The following is a 16,748-nucleotide window of genomic DNA, read 5'->3' on the forward strand; positions in this document are numbered from 1 at the left end:
GCGGCCGGCGCCCCCGTATTGGTGCGCCTCGTCTGGGACCGGAGGTAGTCGATCCTGCCGTGAACGTCAATCTGCCACGCCTTTTCTGCGCCGGATTGTCCCGCATCGTGCCTTTTCTTTGATCTTGGTCCCGGCTGGCGATATAGGGTGTCAACGCGAATTGACGGGTGAGCGATGAACATCGAAGCGCCAAAAGCCCTGAAGGGCATGTCCCTGCTGGGCGTGACCGGGGTCCATCACTGGACCGACCGCACCTTTTCCTTCACCTGCGAGCGGCCGCAGGGGTTCCGCTTCCGCTCGGGCGAGTTCGTGATGATCGGGCTGATGGTGGACGACAAGCCGCTTCTGCGGGCCTATTCCATCGCCTCGCCCAACTGGGCCGAAGAGCTGGAATTCTACTCGATCAAGGTGGCCGACGGGCCGCTCACCTCGCGGCTTCAGCATCTGAAGCCGGGCGACCAGGTGGTGATGCGCCCCAAACCCGTGGGCACGCTGGTCCATGACGCGCTGCGCCCGGGGCGGCGGCTGTTCCTGTTCTCCACCGGGACCGGCATCGCGCCCTTTGCCAGCGTGATCCGCGATCCCGAGACATACGAGAAGTTCGAGCAGGTGATCCTGACGCACACCTGCCGCGAGGTGCGCGAACTGGACTACGGTCTCGACCTGGTGGCCGCCATCCGCGGCGACGAGCTGCTGTCGGAACTCGTGGGCGACAAGCTGCTGCACATCGCCACGACCACGCGCCAGGAAAGCCCGCGCATGGGCCGCATGACCGACTGGATCCGCGACGGCCGCCTGGCGGAAGCGGCGGGCGGCCCGCTCGACCCGGACACCGACCGCGTGATGATCTGTGGCTCCATGGCCATGCTCCAGGAACACAAGGCGCTGTGCCTGGAGGCAGGGATGGAAGAGGGCTCCAATTCCGAGCCGGGCGATTTCGTGATCGAGAAGGCCTTCGTGGACTGACGCCCGGACCGGGGGCGCGCCCCGGTCAGACCATCATTTCCTTCGTCGCCGTCAGCTTCAGCTCCGGATAGTCGCGGCCCACGCGGTCGATGTCCCATTGCAGGCGCGTCATGTAGACCGGGTCGCCGTCATGGTCCTCGGCCATGTGGCCGCGGTTGCCCTTTACAAAGGCCTCGAGCTTGTCGCGCGGCCCCGCCACCCAGCGCGCCGAGGTGAACTGCGTCGGCTCGAAGCGCACCGGGATGCCGTATTCCAGCTCGATCCGGCTTTGCAGCACGTCGAACTGCAACTGGCCCACCACGCCCACGATCCAGCCCGAGCCGATCATCGGCTTGAAAAGCTTGGCCGCCCCTTCCTCGGCGAACTGGGTCAGCGCCTTTTCCAGGTGCTTGGCCTTCATCGGGTCGGTCACGCGCACCGCCTGCAACAGCTCCGGCGCGAAAGAGGGGATGCCGGTGAAATGCAGCGCCTCGCCTTCGGTCAGCGCATCGCCGATCCGAAGCTGCCCGTGGTTCGGGATGCCGATGATGTCGCCGGCCCAGGCATCCTCGGTCAGCTCGCGCTCGTTGGCGAGAAACATCACCGGGTTGGAAATGGCCATGGCCTTTCCGGACCGCACATGGGTCAGCTTCATGCCGCGCAGGAAGTGACCCGAGCAGAGCCGCACGAAGGCCACCCGGTCCCGGTGCTTGGGGTCCATGTTCGCCTGCACCTTGAACACGAAACCGGAAACCTTTGATTCGTCAGCTGAAACTTGCCGCTCCTGCGCCGGGCGCAGCTGCGGCGCGGGGCCGAACTCGCCGATCCCGTCCATCAGTTCCTGCACCCCGAAGGAGTTGATCGCAGAGCCGAACCAGATCGGCGTCAGCGTCCCGTCCAGGAACGCCTGCCGGTCGAAGGGCGGCAGCAGCGCGCGCGCCATCTCGACCTCCTCGCGCAGCTTTTCCAGCAGATGCGCGGGCACATGTTCGGCGATCTTCGGATCGTCGAGGCCCGCGATCTTGATGCTTTCCGCCTTCACGTTGCGGTCGGCGCGGTCCATGATCTCCAGCCGGTCGTGCAGCAGGTCATAGGCGCCGACGAATTCGCGCCCCATGCCGATGGGCCAGCTTGCCGGGGTCACGTCGATGGCCAGGTTTTCCTGGATCTCGTCGATGATGTCGAAGGTGTCGCGGCTTTCCCGGTCCATCTTGTTGCAGAAGGTCAGGATCGGCAGGTCGCGCAGGCGGCACACCTCGAACAGCTTGCGGGTCTGGCTCTCGACGCCCTTGGCGCCGTCGATCACCATGATCGCCGCATCCACCGCCGTCAGCGTGCGGTAGGTGTCCTCGGAAAAGTCCGAGTGGCCCGGCGTGTCCACCAGGTTGAACCAGAAGTCGCGGAACTCGAAGCTCATGGCAGAGGCCGAGACCGATATGCCGCGGTCCTTTTCCATCTGCATGAAGTCCGAGCGCGAGCGCCGCGCCTCGCCCTTGGCGCGCACCTGTCCGGCCATCTGGATCGCGCCGCCGTAAAGCAGGAACTTCTCGGTCAGCGTCGTCTTGCCCGCATCGGGATGCGAGATGATGGCGAAGGTGCGCCGCCGGGCGATTTCCGGCGGAAGGGCGGGGGTGTTGTGCGTGCGATCCAGCATGGCGCGGCTATAGAATAGTCTGCGTTGAAGGAAAAGCGGCCATGCAGCGCGGGGCGGTGGACGCGCGGTGCCCCCGACGCTACACCGCGCCTTCGGAAAAGAGGGACATGCCCATGCCGACTGCCAGCCGCGCCTTGAAATTCGCCTTCGGCTCGATCCTTGTCGCGCTGGCGGTGATGGGGCTGAAATTCCTCGCCTGGGCGCTGACCGGGTCGGTCGCGCTTTATTCCGACGCGCTCGAATCGGTGGTGAACCTGGTCTCGGCCTCGGTCGCGCTGTGGGCGGTGCACTACGCCAGCAGGCCCGCGGATCACAACCACCCCTTCGGCCATCACAAGGCGGAATACTTCTCGGCCGTGTTCGTGGGCGTCATGATCGTGGTGGCCGCACTTTTCATCGTGCGCGAGGCGCTGGCGGGGCTGGCCGATCCGCAACCCATCGACCAGCCGCTGCTGGGCATGGCGATCAATGCCGGGGCGGCGGTGGTCAACGCCGCCTGGGCGCTGACCCTGATCCGCTTCGGCAGGGCCGAACGCTCGCCCGCGCTGGTGGCCGATGGCAAGCACATCATGGCCGACGTGATGACATCCGTGGGCGTGCTGGTGGGGCTGTTGCTGGTGCTCGTCACCGGGCTTTACGCCTTTGATTCGATCCTCGCGCTGATCGTCGGCGTCAACGTGCTGTGGGAGGGGTGGAAGGTCATCGCCGGATCCGTGGGCGGGCTGATGGACGTGGCCGTGGACCCGGCCGAGGCCGCGCGCATCCGCGCGGTGATCCGCGACAGCGCCGGCGGCGCGATCGAGGTGCACGACCTCAAGACCCGCCATGCCGGCCCCGCCACCTTCATCGAGTTCCATCTTGTGGTGGACGGCGACATGACCGTGACCGAATCGCACGGCATCTGCGACCGGCTGGAGGCGGCGCTGGCGCGCGAGATGCCGGGCGCGCGCGTGACCATCCATGTCGAGCCCGCCCACAAGCAGAAGGGCGAGGAGGGGCGGGCGCTGACGCTCGACTGATCCGGCTTCGGGTTGACTTGAGCCGCCCGCCGGGCCACCTCTCGCCGCGTCAACCGAGGGGAGAATGTCGATGGATCTGGGTATCCGGGGGAAGAAGGCGATCGTCTGCGCCTCGTCGAAGGGGTTGGGCTTCGGCTGCGCCGACGCGCTGGCCGCGGCGGGCGTCGAACTGGTCATGAACGCGCGCGGGTCCGAGGCGCTGGAAGAGGCGGCCGCCGCGATCCGCGCCCGCCACGGCGTGAATGTCGTGACGGTGGCCTGCGACGTGACCACGCCCGACGGCCAGGCCAAAGTGCTGGCGGCGGGCGAGGGGGCCGACATCCTTGTGACCAACGCCGGCGGCCCGCCGCCGGGGCTGTGGTCGGACTGGGACCGCGACGATTTCATCCGCGCGCTGGATGCCAACATGCTGACCCCAATCGCGCTGATGAAGGCGGCGCTGCCGGGCATGATCGACCGCGGCTGGGGCCGGGTGGTCAACATCACCTCGCAATCGGTCAAGGCGCCGATCCCGGCGCTGGGGCTGTCGAACGCGGCGCGCACGGGCCTTACGGGCTATGTCGCGGGCACCGCGCGGCAGGTGGCGCAGCACGGCGTGACCATCAACAACATGCTGCCGGGCATCCACGACACCGACCGCGCGGTGTCGCTCGACGGGAACGTGGCGCGGCAGCAGAACATTTCCGTCGAGGAGGCCCGCGCCCGGCGCGAGGCGACGATCCCCGTGCGCCGCTACGGCACGGCCGCCGAGTTCGGCGCGATGTGCGCCTTCCTGTGCTCGGCCCATGCCGGTTTCATCGTCGGCCAGAACATCCTGCTCGATGGGGGCGCGACCAACGCCACGATCTGAGCGGCCTTGCAGGCGGGGGGCGGGGTTGTTACATCGCCCTCCAAACCTGATCAAATCCATCGGATAGCAATGGCCCTTCCCACGCCCCGGCTGGAACTGCGCGACCTGGTCTGCCGTTTCGACGGCATGCCCGTCGTCGACGGCCTGTCGCTGGAGTTGATGCCGGGCCAGGTGACCTGCCTTCTGGGGCCGTCGGGCTGCGGCAAGTCCACCACCTTGCGCATGGCCGCGGGCGTCGAGCATGTGACCTCCGGAGAGATCCGGATCGACGGCCAGCTTGTCGCGGGGCCGGGCGTGCACCTGCCGCCCGAGAAACGCGCCATCGGCATGATGTTCCAGGATTTCGCCCTGTTCCCGCACCTGACGGCCGAGGCGAATGTCGCCTTCGGCGCGGGGTCCGGGTCCGAGGCGCGGGTGCGTGACCTGCTGGCGCGGGTGGGGCTTGCGGACAAGGCCAGGAAATACCCCCACCAGCTGTCTGGGGGCGAGCAGCAGCGCGTGGCGCTGGCCCGCGCGCTGGCGCCCCGGCCCCGGGTGATGCTGATGGACGAGCCGTTCTCGGGGCTCGACAACCGCCTGCGCGACGGTATCCGCGACGACACGCTCGAGATCCTGAAGGAAGAGGGCACCGCCGTCCTTCTGGTCACCCACGAGCCCGACGAGGCGATGCGCATGGCCGACCAGATCGCGCTGATGCGGCGGGGCAGGATCGTCCAGCAGGGGGCGCCCTACAACATCTACAACAATCCCGTCGATTCCGAAGCGGCTGGATTTTTCAGCGATATCAATATCCTGCACGGCGTCGTGAAGGATTTTCAGTGCGAGACGCCGTTCGGCAAGTTCCTCTGCCCCAACCTGCGCGACGAGGCGGATGTGGAAATCATCATCCGCCCCCAGCACCTGAAGATGGATTTCGACCGCAACGGCTCGGGCCCGCTGCCCACGCCGTCCGACGGGGTGCCGGCGCGCGGCGCGGTGGCGCGGGCGCGCTTCATGGGCCATGAAAGCCTGGTCGAGATGCGGATGGAACATGACGGCTCGATCCTCAAGGCCACCATCCCTGGCGTGTTCCTTCCGCGCGAGGGCACCAAGCTGTGGCTGTCGCTGCGGCGGGACCGCTGTTTCGTGTTTCCCTGCAAGGCGCAGTCCAAGCTGAGCAACCCGCTCCTCAACTAAATTCCGCCGATGGGTCGCTTGGGGCTTTATCCCGGCTGTCCATCGCAATACATACACGGAAGAAACCGTCAGGCGCGGGTTGGTCCGGCGCCGTATGAGATGGGGGGAGAGATCCATGCTCAACAATATCGGCCTTCCGGGCATCCTTCTGATCGCGATCGTCGTGCTCGTGCTGTTCGGGCGCGGCAAGATCTCGTCGCTCATGGGCGAGGTCGGCAAGGGCATCACCAGCTTCAAGCGCGGCCTGAGCGAGGGCAAGCAGGAGCTGGAGGACGCGTCCAAGGACGGCGCCACCCACGCCCGCGACGTCACGCCCGAGGGCGAGAAGGACAAGGTCTGAACCGACCTTACGCCAGGGGATAACCCATCATGTTCGATATCGGCTGGCTCGAGCTGATCGTCATCGGCATTGTCGCGCTGATCGTGGTCGGGCCCAAGGATCTGCCGGTCATGTTCCGCAATGCCGGCCGTTTCATGGGCCGGATGCGCGGCATGGCGCGGGAATTCCAGCGCTCGATGGAGGCGGCGGCGGACGAGTCGGGCCTGAAGGACGCGGTCAAGGATCTGAACAAGATCGGCGACGTGCGCAAATCCGTCAGCCCCGGCAGCGCCGCGAAATCCTATGCGCGGGACTTCGTGACGGGCAGCGGCGACAAGGACAAGCCGAAGCCCGCGACCGAGACGCCGAAGCCCGCCACGTCGGCCGCGCCCAAGCCCGCCGAGCAGGCCGCCGCGCCCAAGCCCGCCGAGCAGGCCCCCGCCGCGCCGCAGGCCGACAAGACCTCCGAGGGCTGAATGGCCACGAACAACACCGACGACATCGACGATAGCGCCGCCCCCCTGATCGAGCATCTGGCCGAGTTGCGCACGCGGCTGATCCGGTCCGTCATCGCCTTCCTGGTGGGCATGATCGTCTGCTTCATGGCGGCCGAGGCGATCCTCGATTTCCTGCTCGTGCCCATCGAGCAGACGCTGCGCGCGCTGGGCGATCCCGACCCGAAGATGCAGTTCACCGCGCCGCAGGAATACTTCTTCACCCTGATCCGCATTTCCATGGTCTTCGGGCTCGCCCTCAGCTTCCCGGTGATCGCGCACCAGCTCTGGCGCTTCGTGGCGCCGGGGCTCTACCGCAGCGAGAAGGCGGCGTTCCTGCCGTTCCTCATCGCCTCTCCCGTGCTGTTCCTGACGGGCGCGGCATTCGCGCATTATGTGGTCGTGCCGCTGGCGATGGCCTTTTTCCTGGGCTTTGCCGACGTGCCCTCCATCGTGTCGTCCTTCTTCATGGACGAGGGCGCCGTGCCGGCCGTCGAGGGCGCGAGCCAGGGCATCCAGATCACCTTCTTCGGGAAGGTGAACGAATCCCTCGACATCACGCTCAAGTTCATCGTGGCCTTTGGCCTGTGCTTCCAGCTGCCCGTCCTTCTGACGCTGATGGGCAAGGCAGAGATCGTGACCGCCCAGGGCCTGCGCGACGTGCGCAAGTATGCCATCGTCGGCATCCTGATCCTGGCCGCCATCGTGACGCCCCCGGACGTGATCACCCAGATGATCCTGTTCTCGGTCGTCTACCTTCTCTACGAGGTGTCGATCTGGCTGGTCAGCATGGTCGAGCGCAAGCGCGAGGCGCAGCTCCGCGCCGACGGCTACTACGATGACGAGGAACCGGCCGACACCGGCGAGCCGGGCGACAAGCCCGCCCAATGAGCAAGGCCGCGCTGAAACGGATCGCGGCCGCGCTCGAGCGGATCAGCCCGCCCCCGCTGGACGCGCCGGATCTCGGGTCCGCCGACGCCTTCGTCTGGCACACATCGCCCGACCGGCTGACGCCGGTCGCCCGCGTGAACCGCGTCCCGATCGAGCTGCTGGTCGGCGTGGACCGCTCGCGCGACACGCTTCTGGCCAATACCCGCCAGTTCGGGCAGGGTTTCCCGGCCAACAACGTGCTTCTCTGGGGCGCGCGCGGGATGGGGAAATCCTCGCTGGTGAAGGCGGCCCATGCCGCCGTCCTGCGCGAGACGCCGGGCCTGAAGCTGGTCGAGATCCAGCGCGAGGATCTGCCCTCCATCGGGCGGCTGCTGGGCCTGCTGCGCACCGCGCCGGGGCGTTTCATCCTGTTCTGCGACGACCTGTCCTTCGACCATGACGACAGCCATTACAAGTCGCTCAAGGCGATCCTCGATGGCGGGGTCGAGGGGCGGCCAGACAACGTGATCTTCTACGCCACCTCGAACCGCAGGCACCTGATGCCGCGCGACATGATCGAGAACGAGCGCAATGCCGGGATCAACCCCTCCGAGGCGACCGAGGAAAAGGTCTCGCTTTCCGACCGCTTCGGGCTTTGGCTGGGCTTCCACCCCTGCAACCAGGACCAGTTCCTGGCCATGATCCGGGGCTATTGCGACGCGCTTGGCCTTTCGATCGACGACGCCACCCTGCGCGCCGAGGCGATCGAGTGGCAGCAGACCCGCGGCAGCCGTTCGGGCCGCGTCGCCTGGCAATACGTCACCGACCTGGCGGGCCGGCAGGGGGTGCCGATCCGCCTGGACTGACCGCGCCCCTCAGCGCGGCAGGAAGGGCGTGGGATCGACGGCCGCCGTGCCGCGGCGCACCTCGAAATGCAGGTTGGGCTGTTCGCCTTCCGCCACCACGCCGACGCGCTGGCCGCGGGTGACGCGGTCGCCCTTTTGCAGCGTGACATTGCTGATGCGGCCATAGACGGTCATCAGTTCGGCATCGTGGCGGATCAGCAGGATGGTCCCCAGCCCACCCACGGAACGCGAGATCAGCGCCACCTCGCCATCGGCGGCGGCCACGACTTCGGTGCCGGCGGCGGCCGCGAAGTCGATGCCCTCGTTGCGGTTCGCGCCCGTCGGCGCATAGCCGCGCAGCACCGTCGCGCCCGCGACCGGCATGGCGAAGCGCGCCGAAGGCGTTCCGCCCAGGTTGGGCGAGGGCGGCGGCGTCGCCGCGTCGATGTCCTGGTCCGGCGGCAGCGGGGTCGCGGCGCTTGGCGGCGGGGCGATGGGGGTCGCGGTGCCCGGCGGATTGGCGTCATCCGGCGCCGGGCTGGCCGAGGCCACGCGCTGCGGTTCCGACCGGACCTCGTTGGCGCCGTTGATCACCGGGATCAGCAGTTCCTGGTTCACCCGCAGCGACATCTCGCTGTCGAGCCCGTTCCAGCTTGCCAGCGCCGTCGTGGACACGCCGTAGAGCCGCGCGATGGAAAACGCCGTCTCGCCCGCCTGCACCCGGTGCCGGATCGGGTCGATCACGGTCGAGGGCTGGCCGTTGCTGAACGGGTTCGCCTGCCCGGTCGGCGCCTGGGCCTGGGGCTGGGCGCTCGGGGCCGGGGCGGACGGCGTGCCGCCAAGGGGCTGGGTCGTGATGCCGCCGGTGGCGATCCCGCCCATGGTCAGCGATCCGGCCGTGACCGGCGTGCCGCCCACGTTCCGGGGCAGGGCAAACACCTCTCCGGTGCGGGGGGAATAGGTGATCGGCACGCCGTTGTGCCGGGCCAGCGCCTCGGCGCTCAGGCCGACGCGGCCCGCCATCGCCTGCAACGTGTCGCCGCGCCGTGCCACCATCACCTGGTAGGTGGCATAGGTGATCACGCCCCGGCTGTCGGGCGGCGGGCGGTCGAAGGTCGGGGCCGCGCGTTCGCTGGCCACGCTCCGGCTTTCGCCGCCGAACAGCCCGCCCACGGGGTTCGGCATGTCGGAACAGGCCGCGACCGACACCGACAGGATGACGGCCAGGGCTGCGCGGGGTCCACGGTGACTGCGTGCGTTCATCTTATCCGCCTGTATCTGCTCTTGCCGCTGCTGCCCCTGTTGACCGGGGCCTGTGCGGGATCTGCGTCGCTTCGTCCGGGGGTCCGGGGCGCGCTCTGGATCAGTCCTCGGCCATGCCCTCGACCAGCGGCACGAAACGTACTTCGGCCAGGCTGTGATAATCCAGCCCGTCTTCGGTTTTTACCACCTTGAGCAAGGTTTGGACAGTATCCGATTGACCCACCGGCAGCACCATGATGCCGCCGACCTTGAGCTGGGCCAGCAGCGACGAGGGCGGATCCTCGGCCGCGGCCGTCACGATGATGCGGTCGAAGGGCGCCTGTTCGGGCAGCCCGAAGGCGCCGTCGGTGGCGATCACGGTCACGTTGGTGCGGTCCAGGTCGCGCAGGACACGCTCTGCCTGCCGGGCCAGTCCGCGGTGCCGCTCGGTGGTGTAGACCCGGCGCGCCAGCGGCGACAGGATCGCCGCCTGGTAGCCCGAGCCGGTCCCCACCTCCAGCACCTTGTCGCGGCGGCCCACCTGCAACGCCTGCGTCATCAGCCCCACGATCGAGGGCTGCGATATCGTCTGGCCAGAGCCTATCGGCAGGGGCACGTCCTCGTAGGCGCGGGCCTTGAAGATGCCTTCGAGAAACACCGCGCGGGGGGTATCCTCCATCGCCTGAAGCACGGCGCGATCGGTCACGCCGCGCGCGCGCAGCGCCAGCACGAACTGCATCCGCGCCTCGTCCTCAGAGACCATCCACCACCCCGGCCAGGTGCGCCGCCTGGTCGCGCGCGGTCATGTCGGGGCGCAGCGGCGTCACCGTGCAGTAGCCGCGATGCACCTCGCGCGCGTCGGACCCGTCCTCGGCGCCGATATTGCCCTTCGCCCCATGCGTCAGCCAGTAGTAGTTGCGCCCGTTCGGCGCGGGCGCCGGCTGTACCTTGAAGGTGGGCGAGGGGCGCTTGCCCTGGAAGGTGGCGCGCACGCCCAGCACCTCGGCCGCGGGGCAGGCGGGGAAATTCACGTTGTAGAAGACCTGGTAGCCGGTGTCTTCCCAGTTGGCCCGATCGAGAAGCGCGCGGCAGATCGGCACCGCCCATTTCCGCGCCGCCTCGAAGGTGTCGGGCAGGCGCGTGTTGCCGGGGCCGTAATACTGCGACAGCGCGATCGAGCGGATGCCGTGAAGCGCGCCTTCCATCGCACCGCCGATGGTGCCGGAATAGATCGTGTCCTCGGCCACGTTGTGCCCGCGGTTCACCCCCGACAGCACCAGGTCCGGGGGCGTCGCCTCCATTATGTCGCCCAGCGCCGCCAGCACGCAGTCGGCCGGAGAACCCTCGACGATGAAGCGGTGTTCCTCCCACTGCTCCATCCGCATGGGCCGCACATAGGACACGCAATGCGACACGGCGGATTGTTCCCAGGCCGGGGCCACGACCCAGACCTCGCCATCGGGGCCGGCCAGTTCGGCGGCGATCGCCTCTGCCGCCTTCAGCCCGGGGGCGTTGATGCCGTCGTCATTGGTGATGAGAATGCGCATGAGCTTCCTTGGCCTTGAACCGCGGGGACATCCCGCTTCTAGGACGGGGCCGGCACCCCGTCCATATGCGTGTCGCGCAAGCCGCGCAGTGTTGCGCCGCTGCCGCGCCTCAGGCCAGCGCGCCCTCTGGCGTGATGCGGGTCTTGCCGCCCATGTAGGGGTGCAGCGCCTCGGGGATCACGATGCTGCCATCGGCCTGCTGGCCGTTCTCGATCACCGCGATCAGGCAGCGCCCCACCGCCAGGCCCGAGCCGTTCAGCGTGTGCACGAATTCGGGCCGGGCGTCCGGCGCGGGGCGGAAGCGTGTGTTCATCCGCCGGGCCTGGAAATCGCCGCAGACCGAGCAGGAGCTGATCTCGCGATAGGTGTTCTGGCCGGGCAGCCACACCTCGATGTCATGGGTGCGGCTCGCGCCGAAGCCCATGTCGCCGGTGCACAGCACGATGGTGCGATAGGGCAGGCCCAGCGCCTCGAGTATGCCTTCGGCGCAGGCGGTCATGCGATCGAGTTCGGCCCGGCTGTCCTGCGGCGTGGTGATCGACACCATCTCCACCTTTTCGAACTGGTGCTGGCGCAGCATGCCGGTGGTGTCCTTGCCCGCGCTGCCGGCTTCCGAGCGGAAGCACTGGGTATGGGCGGTCATGCGGATCGGAAGCGCGTCGGCCGAAAGGATCTCGCCCGCCACGGTGTTCGTCAGCGTCACCTCGGCGGTGGGGATCAGCCACCAGCCATTCGTGGTCTGGTAGCTGTCCTCGGCGAACTTGGGCAATTGCCCGGTGCCCTGCATCGCCTCCTCGCGCACCAGCACGGGGGTCCACATCTCGGTCAGGCCATTCCTGTCCACATGGGTGTCGAGCATGAACTGCGCCAGCGCCCGGTGCAGCCGGATCATCGCGCCCTTCAGCACCACGAAGCGCGAGCCCGAGAGTTTCGCCGCCGTGGCGAAGTCGAGCCCCGCCGCCGCGGCGGCCACCTCGAAATGCTCCTTCGGGGGGAAGTCGAAGTCGCGCGGGCTTCCCCAGCGCCTGAGTTCCACGTTGTCGGCCTCGTCCCGGCCGTCGGGCACCTCGTCGAGCGGCAGGTTCGGCAGCGTCATCAGAAGCTGCTGGAGCTGGGCCTCCTCGATCCGCGCCTTTTCCTCCAGCTCGGCCTGCTCGGTCTTCCTCGCGGCCATCACCTCGCGCAGGCGCTCGAACTCGGCCTCGTCGCCGCGGGCCTTGGCGGCGCCGATCTCCTTGCTGGCGCGATTGCGCTCGGCCTGCGCGGTTTCCGCGGCCAGGATCGCCTCGCGCCGGCGGGCGTCGATGGCCAGGATGTCCTGCGACCAGCCTTCCTCGCCGCGGCGGGCGAGCCGCGCGTCGAAACCCTCGGGGTTGTCGCGGATCAGGCGGATGTCATGCATGGGTCTGGACCTTCGGTTGGATCGTAACGGGCGTCTGACTCGAACGCGGCGTTCTATGGCACATCCCCGCCGGGTAAAAAAGCGCGTCCCGCACCGCTTTTCGCCGCGTTTTGGTCAGGCCGCATCTTTACCCCGGCGCCGCCCGTGCCTAGGTCGGGACAATCTTGCCATTGCAGGGGCGGCCCAGTAGGGTCCGCGCGATCTGGAAACACGGGGCCGCGGTGGGGTGGCCCGCACAGGGAAGGACCGACACGCATGTTCGCGACACCGGCTTACGCACAGGCAGCAGGCGGCAGCGCCGCGGGGGGATTTGCGGGTTTCATCCCGATCATCCTGATATTCGCGATCATGTACTTCCTGATGATCCGGCCCCAGCAGAAGAAGATCAAGCAGCACCAGGCCATGGTCGCGGCGCTGCGCCGGGGCGACCAGATCGTCACCCAGGGCGGGGTCATCGGCAAGGTGACCAAGGTCAAGGAAGACGGCGAGATCGAGGTCGAGATCGCGCCCGAGGTCAAGATCCGGGTCGTGAAGTCCACCGTCGCCCAGGTTCTGAGCAAGACCGAGCCGGCCGAAGCGCCGAAAGCCTGAGGCGGGGCAGATGCTGCGCTATCCGGCCTGGAAGACAACCCTCGTCCTGCTCGTGTGTCTTGCGGGCATCGTGTTCACCCTGCCCAACGGCTTCTACAGCCGGGTGGAGCAGGCCAACGACGCCCGTGCCGCCATCGAGGCGGGGGCCGCGCCCACACCCGAAATGGAGGCGGCCATGGCCGCCTGGCCGGATTTCCTGCCCTCTGCCCTGGTGAACCTGGGCCTCGACCTGCGCGGCGGCGCGCATCTGCTGGTCGAGGTCAAGGTCGAGGATGTCTATGCCGACCGGATCGAGGGCCTATGGCCCGAGGTGCGCGACGCGTTGCGCGACCTGCGCGAGCAGGTGGGCACCATCCGCCGGATCGAGACCGATCCGACCGAACTGCGCATCCGGCTGGGCGACCAGGCCGGCATGCAGGCGGCGCTGACGGCGGTGCAGGGTCTGACCCAGCCGGTCGCGACCCTGACCGGGGTCGGCGCGCGCGATTTCGACGTGCGGGCCGAGGGCGACCAGATCGTCGTCACCCTGTCCGAGGCCGAGCGCATCGCCACCGACGACCGGACCATGGCCCAAAGCCTGGAAATCATCCGCCGCCGCGTGGACGAGACCGGCACCCGCGAGCCCACGATCCAGCGCCAGGGCGCGGACCGGATCCTGGTGCAGGTGCCCGGCATCGGCTCGGCGCAGGAACTTCTCGACATCATCGGCCAGACCGCGCAGCTGACCTTTCACGAGGTGGTCCGCCGGGCATCTTCCGCGGACGAACCGGCGCCGGGCAACTACGTCTATCCCTCGATGGACGAGCCGGGCGTCTTCTACGTCCTCGAGCGCCGCGCCATCGTCTCTGGCGAGCAGCTTGTCGATGCGCAGCCCAGCTTCGACCAGAACGGCCGCCCGGCGGTCAGCTTCCGCTTCAACCCCTCGGGCGGGCGCGTCTTCGGCAACTACACCGCCGAGAACATCGGCCGCCCCTTCGCCATCGTGCTCGACGAGGAGGTGATCTCCGCCCCCGTCATCCAGAGCGCGATCCCCGGCGGCAGCGGCATCATCACCGGCAATTTCTCGGTCGAGGAAAGCACGCGGCTGGCGATCCTGCTGCGCGCCGGCGCCCTGCCGGCCGAGATCGAGGTGCTGGAACAGCGCACCATCGGCCCCGAACTCGGCCAGGACAGCATCGAGGCCGGGGAAATCGCCTGCCTCGTGGCCTTTGCCGCCGTCATGGTCTTCATGTGGCTCAGCTACGGGCTCTTCGGCCTTTTCGCAAACATCGCGCTGATCGTGAACGTCTGCCTGATCCTTGCCCTGCTCAGCACCATCGGGGCGACCCTGACCCTGCCCGGCATCGCCGGGATCGTGCTGACCATCGGCATGGCGGTCGACGCCAACGTGCTGGTGTTCGAGCGCATCCGCGAGGAACTCAGGACCGGGAAGGGCGTCGCCCGCGCCATCGAACAGGGCTACGACAAGGCGCTGTCGGCCATCACCGACAGCAACATCACCACCTTCCTGATCGCCGTCATCCTCTACGCGATGGGCTCGGGTCCGGTGCGTGGTTTCGCCGTGACGCTTGCGCTGGGGATCCTGACCTCGGTGTTCTGCGCCATCTTCGTCACCCGGCTGATGGTCGTCACCTGGTACGACCGCCGCCGCCCCAAGACGATCGAGGTCTGACATGCGCCACATGCGGATTGTTCCCGACGACACCAAGATCGACTTCTTCCGCTTCCCCGCGGTGTTCCTCGGGGTGTCGGGACTGCTGGCGATCGTCACCGTCATCTCGCTCTTCGTGCAGGGGCTCAACTACGGGATCGACTTCCTCGGAGGTACCACGATCCGGACCGAGGCGGCGACGCCCGTCGATGTCGCGGCCTACCGCACGGCGCTCGACCCGCTGGCGCTGGGCGACGTGTCGATCACCGAGATCTTCGACCCGACCTTCGCCGATGACGAGAACGTGGCGATGATCCGCATCCAGGCCCAGCCCGGTGCGGAAAGCGTGCCCGCCGAGACCGTCGAGGCGGTGCGCGTCGCGCTGGTGGAACTCGATCCCAGCCTGCGCTTCGCCGCGGTGGAATCCGTCGGCCCCAAGGTGTCTGGAGAGCTGATCCAGAGCGCCGGCATCGCCATCGGCCTGTCGATGCTGGGGATCCTGATCTACATCTGGCTGCGCTTCGAATGGCAGTTCGCGCTCGCCTCGGTGCTGGCGCTGATCCATGACGTGTTCCTGACCATCGGCGTCTTTTCCCTTCTCCAGATCCGCTTCGATCTTGCGATCATCGCGGCGCTGCTGACCATCGTGGGCTACTCGATCAACGACACGGTGGTGATCTTCGACCGCGTGCGCGAGAACCTGCGCCGCTACAAGAAGACCGATCTGAAGGACGTGCTGAACCTGTCGATCAACGAGACGCTCAGCCGGACCTTCATGACCTCGGGCACCACGCTCCTGGCCCTGATCGCGCTGTTCGTGCTGGGCGGCGACGTGATCCGCGGCTTCGTCTTCGCGATCATCTGGGGCGTCGTGATCGGCACCTATTCCACCGTCTATGTCGCGACCGCCGCCCTTCTGAAGCTGGGCGTGGAACGCGACGACGAGGACAAGAGCAAGGCCGGGACGCAGTTCGCGGACGTGGACGCGTGATCCGGCTGAACGAGGCGCGCTTTCCCGCGGGCCAGCCGGTGGACGGCTACGGCCCCGGCTTCTTCCGGCTGGGCGAGACGCGCCATGACGGCCCGCTCGCGCTGCTGCCCGAGGGGGTCGTGCCCTGGGCGGGGCTTCCCGATCTTGCGCCCTTCCTGTCCCGCGCGGACCAGATCGACGTGCTGCTGGTGGGCATGGGCGCCGAGATCGCGCCGCTGCCCGCCGCGTTGCGCCACGCGCTCGAGCAGGCCGGGATCGGCGTGGAACTGATGGCGACGCCGCCGGCCTGCCGCACCTACAACGTGCTTCTGGCCGAGGCGCGGCGCGTGGCGCTGGCCGCGCTGCCGGTCGGCTGATTTGGACCCGCGCCCTTTTCGCGGGCCGCTTCGGGGTATATGTGTGCGCCAGGCGCGGGGCCCTTCGCCCGCCTCATGCCCGCGCGAAAAGAATTGAACGACCAACAGAAAGGACCGAAGCCATGGCTTTCGAACTTCCCGATCTTCCCTATGCCCATGACGCGCTGGCCGCCGCCGGCATGTCGAAGGAAACCCTCGAATACCACCACGACCTGCACCACAAGGCCTATGTGGACAACGGCAACAAGCTGATCGCCGGCACCGAGTGGGAAGGCAAGTCGCTCGAGGACATCGTCAAGGGCACCTACCAGGCCGGCGCGGTGGCGCAGAACGGCATCTTCAACAACGCCTCGCAGCACTGGAACCACGTCCAGTTCTGGGAAATGATGGGCCCGAACAAGCAGGCCATGCCGGGCGAGCTGGAAGCCCGCATCACCGACGCCTTCGGCTCGGTCGACAAGTTCAAGGCCGATTTCGCGGCCGCCGGCGCGGGCCAGTTCGGCTCGGGCTGGTGCTGGCTGGTGGTGGACACCGACGGCACCCTCAAGGTCACCAAGACCGAGAACGGCGTGAACCCGCTCTGCTTCAACCAGACGGCGCTTCTGGGCTGCGACGTGTGGGAGCACTCCTACTACATCGACTTCCGCAACAAGCGCCCGGCCTATCTGGAAAACTTCCTCAACAACCTGGTGAACTGGGAAAACGTCGCCGAGCGCCTGTCCAGGGCGTAAGGCATCCCCGCCAGAAACCGATGCGGCGGCCCGGGTCGATGCCCGGGCCGTCTGCGTTCGTGAAT

General features: G+C 67.8%; 18 protein-coding genes. 13 read left to right on the forward strand and 5 right to left on the reverse strand.

All coding sequences use genetic code 11. From position 1 onward, the window contains the following. Window positions 1-174: 174 nt before the first annotated feature. Entirely contained in the window at window positions 175-966 is a 792-nt protein-coding gene (locus HMH01_RS15555; protein ID WP_171326710.1) for a ferredoxin--NADP reductase, read from the forward strand. Between the two features lie 25 nt (window positions 967-991). Here HMH01_RS15555 and HMH01_RS15560 read toward each other — a convergent pair whose 3' ends face one another. Next, a complete protein-coding gene (locus HMH01_RS15560; protein WP_171326711.1) occupies window positions 992-2,599 on the reverse strand; it encodes a peptide chain release factor 3 in 1,608 nt (535 codons plus the stop codon). 113 nt (window positions 2,600-2,712) lie between these two features. On the opposite strand from HMH01_RS15560, the gene HMH01_RS15565 reads away from it, so the two are divergent. The 7 genes from HMH01_RS15565 to HMH01_RS15595 all read left to right on the forward strand — a co-directional run bounded on the left by HMH01_RS15565 (window position 2,713) and on the right by HMH01_RS15595 (window position 8,193). Then, window positions 2,713-3,618 (forward strand): cation diffusion facilitator family transporter, encoded by a 906-nt coding sequence (locus tag HMH01_RS15565; RefSeq protein WP_171326712.1) that lies wholly within the window; start codon window positions 2,713-2,715, stop codon window positions 3,616-3,618. Between the two features lie 70 nt (window positions 3,619-3,688). Further along, a complete protein-coding gene (locus HMH01_RS15570; protein WP_171326713.1) occupies window positions 3,689-4,468 on the forward strand; it encodes an SDR family oxidoreductase in 780 nt (259 codons plus the stop codon). Window positions 4,469-4,537: 69 nt separating this feature from the next. Beyond that, entirely contained in the window at window positions 4,538-5,644 is a 1,107-nt protein-coding gene (locus HMH01_RS15575) for an ABC transporter ATP-binding protein (RefSeq protein WP_171326714.1), read from the forward strand. A 115-nt stretch (window positions 5,645-5,759) separates the two neighbouring features. Continuing rightward, entirely contained in the window at window positions 5,760-5,984 is a 225-nt protein-coding gene (locus tag HMH01_RS15580) for a twin-arginine translocase TatA/TatE family subunit (protein ID WP_171326715.1), read from the forward strand. A 29-nt stretch (window positions 5,985-6,013) separates the two neighbouring features. Continuing rightward, entirely contained in the window at window positions 6,014-6,439 is a 426-nt protein-coding gene (tatB, locus tag HMH01_RS15585; protein ID WP_171326716.1) for a Sec-independent protein translocase protein TatB, read from the forward strand. Beyond that, window positions 6,440-7,348 (forward strand): twin-arginine translocase subunit TatC, encoded by a 909-nt coding sequence (gene tatC / locus HMH01_RS15590; RefSeq protein WP_171326717.1) that lies wholly within the window; start codon window positions 6,440-6,442, stop codon window positions 7,346-7,348. It abuts the gene before it with no gap. After that, a complete protein-coding gene (locus HMH01_RS15595; protein ID WP_171326718.1) occupies window positions 7,345-8,193 on the forward strand; it encodes an ATP-binding protein in 849 nt (282 codons plus the stop codon). The genes tatC and HMH01_RS15595 overlap by 4 nt, the downstream gene beginning before the upstream one ends. A gap of 9 nt (window positions 8,194-8,202) precedes the next feature. On the opposite strand, the gene HMH01_RS15600 is transcribed toward HMH01_RS15595, so the two are convergent. The 4 genes from HMH01_RS15600 to serS form a co-directional block, all read right to left on the reverse strand. Next, entirely contained in the window at window positions 8,203-9,435 is a 1,233-nt protein-coding gene (locus HMH01_RS15600; protein WP_171326719.1) for a peptidoglycan DD-metalloendopeptidase family protein, read from the reverse strand. A 100-nt stretch (window positions 9,436-9,535) separates the two neighbouring features. Next, window positions 9,536-10,177, reverse strand: coding sequence for a protein-L-isoaspartate(D-aspartate) O-methyltransferase (locus tag HMH01_RS15605; protein WP_171326720.1), 642 nt, complete (start codon window positions 10,175-10,177; stop codon window positions 9,536-9,538). Further along, complete coding sequence (gene surE, locus HMH01_RS15610; RefSeq protein WP_171326721.1) at window positions 10,167-10,961, reverse strand: 5'/3'-nucleotidase SurE; 795 nt, start codon at window positions 10,959-10,961, stop codon at window positions 10,167-10,169. Before surE ends, HMH01_RS15605 begins: the two co-directional genes overlap by 11 nt. 109 nt (window positions 10,962-11,070) lie before the next feature. Then, window positions 11,071-12,363 carry a serine--tRNA ligase gene (serS, locus tag HMH01_RS15615; protein WP_171326722.1) on the reverse strand — a complete coding sequence of 431 codons (1,293 nt, stop codon included), beginning with the start codon at window positions 12,361-12,363 and terminating at the stop codon, window positions 11,071-11,073. A 255-nt stretch (window positions 12,364-12,618) separates the two neighbouring features. Between serS and yajC the strand changes: the two genes are divergently transcribed. The 5 genes from yajC to HMH01_RS15640 all read left to right on the forward strand — a co-directional run bounded on the left by yajC (window position 12,619) and on the right by HMH01_RS15640 (window position 16,683). Beyond that, the gene (yajC, locus tag HMH01_RS15620) at window positions 12,619-12,954 is read left to right on the forward strand and encodes a preprotein translocase subunit YajC (protein WP_171326723.1); all 336 of its coding nucleotides are present in this window, start codon (window positions 12,619-12,621) and stop codon (window positions 12,952-12,954) included. Window positions 12,955-12,964: 10 nt separating this feature from the next. Then, window positions 12,965-14,626 (forward strand): protein translocase subunit SecD, encoded by a 1,662-nt coding sequence (gene secD, locus HMH01_RS15625; protein WP_171326724.1) that lies wholly within the window; start codon window positions 12,965-12,967, stop codon window positions 14,624-14,626. Window positions 14,627-14,636: 10 nt separating this feature from the next. After that, window positions 14,637-15,596, forward strand: coding sequence for a protein translocase subunit SecF (secF, locus tag HMH01_RS15630; RefSeq protein ID WP_171326725.1), 960 nt, complete (start codon window positions 14,637-14,639; stop codon window positions 15,594-15,596). Beyond that, on the forward strand, window positions 15,596-15,952 hold the full coding sequence (locus HMH01_RS15635) for an MTH938/NDUFAF3 family protein (protein WP_171326820.1): 357 nt from the start codon (window positions 15,596-15,598) through the stop codon (window positions 15,950-15,952). The genes secF and HMH01_RS15635 overlap by 1 nt, the downstream gene beginning before the upstream one ends. Window positions 15,953-16,074: 122 nt before the next feature. Continuing rightward, on the forward strand, window positions 16,075-16,683 hold the full coding sequence (locus HMH01_RS15640) for a superoxide dismutase (RefSeq protein WP_171326726.1): 609 nt from the start codon (window positions 16,075-16,077) through the stop codon (window positions 16,681-16,683). Window positions 16,684-16,748: the final 65 nt, after the last annotated feature.

It is taken from the genome of Halovulum dunhuangense (assembly GCF_013093415.1).
GTDB classification, from domain to species: Bacteria; Pseudomonadota; Alphaproteobacteria; order Rhodobacterales; family Rhodobacteraceae; genus Halovulum; species Halovulum dunhuangense.

Excerpts from the sequence above, each read along its gene's own strand:
- surE (WP_171326721.1), bottom strand. The coding sequence starts at position 10,961 with ATGCGCATTCTCATCACCAATGACGACGGCATCAACGCCCCCGGGCTG.
- HMH01_RS15600 (WP_171326719.1), bottom strand. The coding sequence starts at position 9,435 with ATGAACGCACGCAGTCACCGTGGACCCCGCGCAGCCCTGGCCGTCATC.
- HMH01_RS15555 (WP_171326710.1), top strand. The coding sequence starts at position 175 with ATGAACATCGAAGCGCCAAAAGCCCTGAAGGGCATGTCCCTGCTGGGC.
- HMH01_RS15560 (WP_171326711.1), bottom strand. The coding sequence starts at position 2,599 with ATGCTGGATCGCACGCACAACACCCCCGCCCTTCCGCCGGAAATCGCC.
- HMH01_RS15595 (WP_171326718.1), top strand. The coding sequence starts at position 7,345 with ATGAGCAAGGCCGCGCTGAAACGGATCGCGGCCGCGCTCGAGCGGATC.
- HMH01_RS15640 (WP_171326726.1), top strand. The coding sequence starts at position 16,075 with ATGGCTTTCGAACTTCCCGATCTTCCCTATGCCCATGACGCGCTGGCC.
- HMH01_RS15565 (WP_171326712.1), top strand. The coding sequence starts at position 2,713 with ATGCCGACTGCCAGCCGCGCCTTGAAATTCGCCTTCGGCTCGATCCTT.
- serS (WP_171326722.1), bottom strand. The coding sequence starts at position 12,363 with ATGCATGACATCCGCCTGATCCGCGACAACCCCGAGGGTTTCGACGCG.
- HMH01_RS15575 (WP_171326714.1), top strand. The coding sequence starts at position 4,538 with ATGGCCCTTCCCACGCCCCGGCTGGAACTGCGCGACCTGGTCTGCCGT.
- secD (WP_171326724.1), top strand. The coding sequence starts at position 12,965 with ATGCTGCGCTATCCGGCCTGGAAGACAACCCTCGTCCTGCTCGTGTGT.
- yajC (WP_171326723.1), top strand. The coding sequence starts at position 12,619 with ATGTTCGCGACACCGGCTTACGCACAGGCAGCAGGCGGCAGCGCCGCG.
- HMH01_RS15570 (WP_171326713.1), top strand. The coding sequence starts at position 3,689 with ATGGATCTGGGTATCCGGGGGAAGAAGGCGATCGTCTGCGCCTCGTCG.
- secF (WP_171326725.1), top strand. The coding sequence starts at position 14,637 with ATGCGGATTGTTCCCGACGACACCAAGATCGACTTCTTCCGCTTCCCC.
- tatC (WP_171326717.1), top strand. The coding sequence starts at position 6,440 with ATGGCCACGAACAACACCGACGACATCGACGATAGCGCCGCCCCCCTG.
- HMH01_RS15580 (WP_171326715.1), top strand. The coding sequence starts at position 5,760 with ATGCTCAACAATATCGGCCTTCCGGGCATCCTTCTGATCGCGATCGTC.
- tatB (WP_171326716.1), top strand. The coding sequence starts at position 6,014 with ATGTTCGATATCGGCTGGCTCGAGCTGATCGTCATCGGCATTGTCGCG.
- HMH01_RS15605 (WP_171326720.1), bottom strand. The coding sequence starts at position 10,177 with ATGGTCTCTGAGGACGAGGCGCGGATGCAGTTCGTGCTGGCGCTGCGC.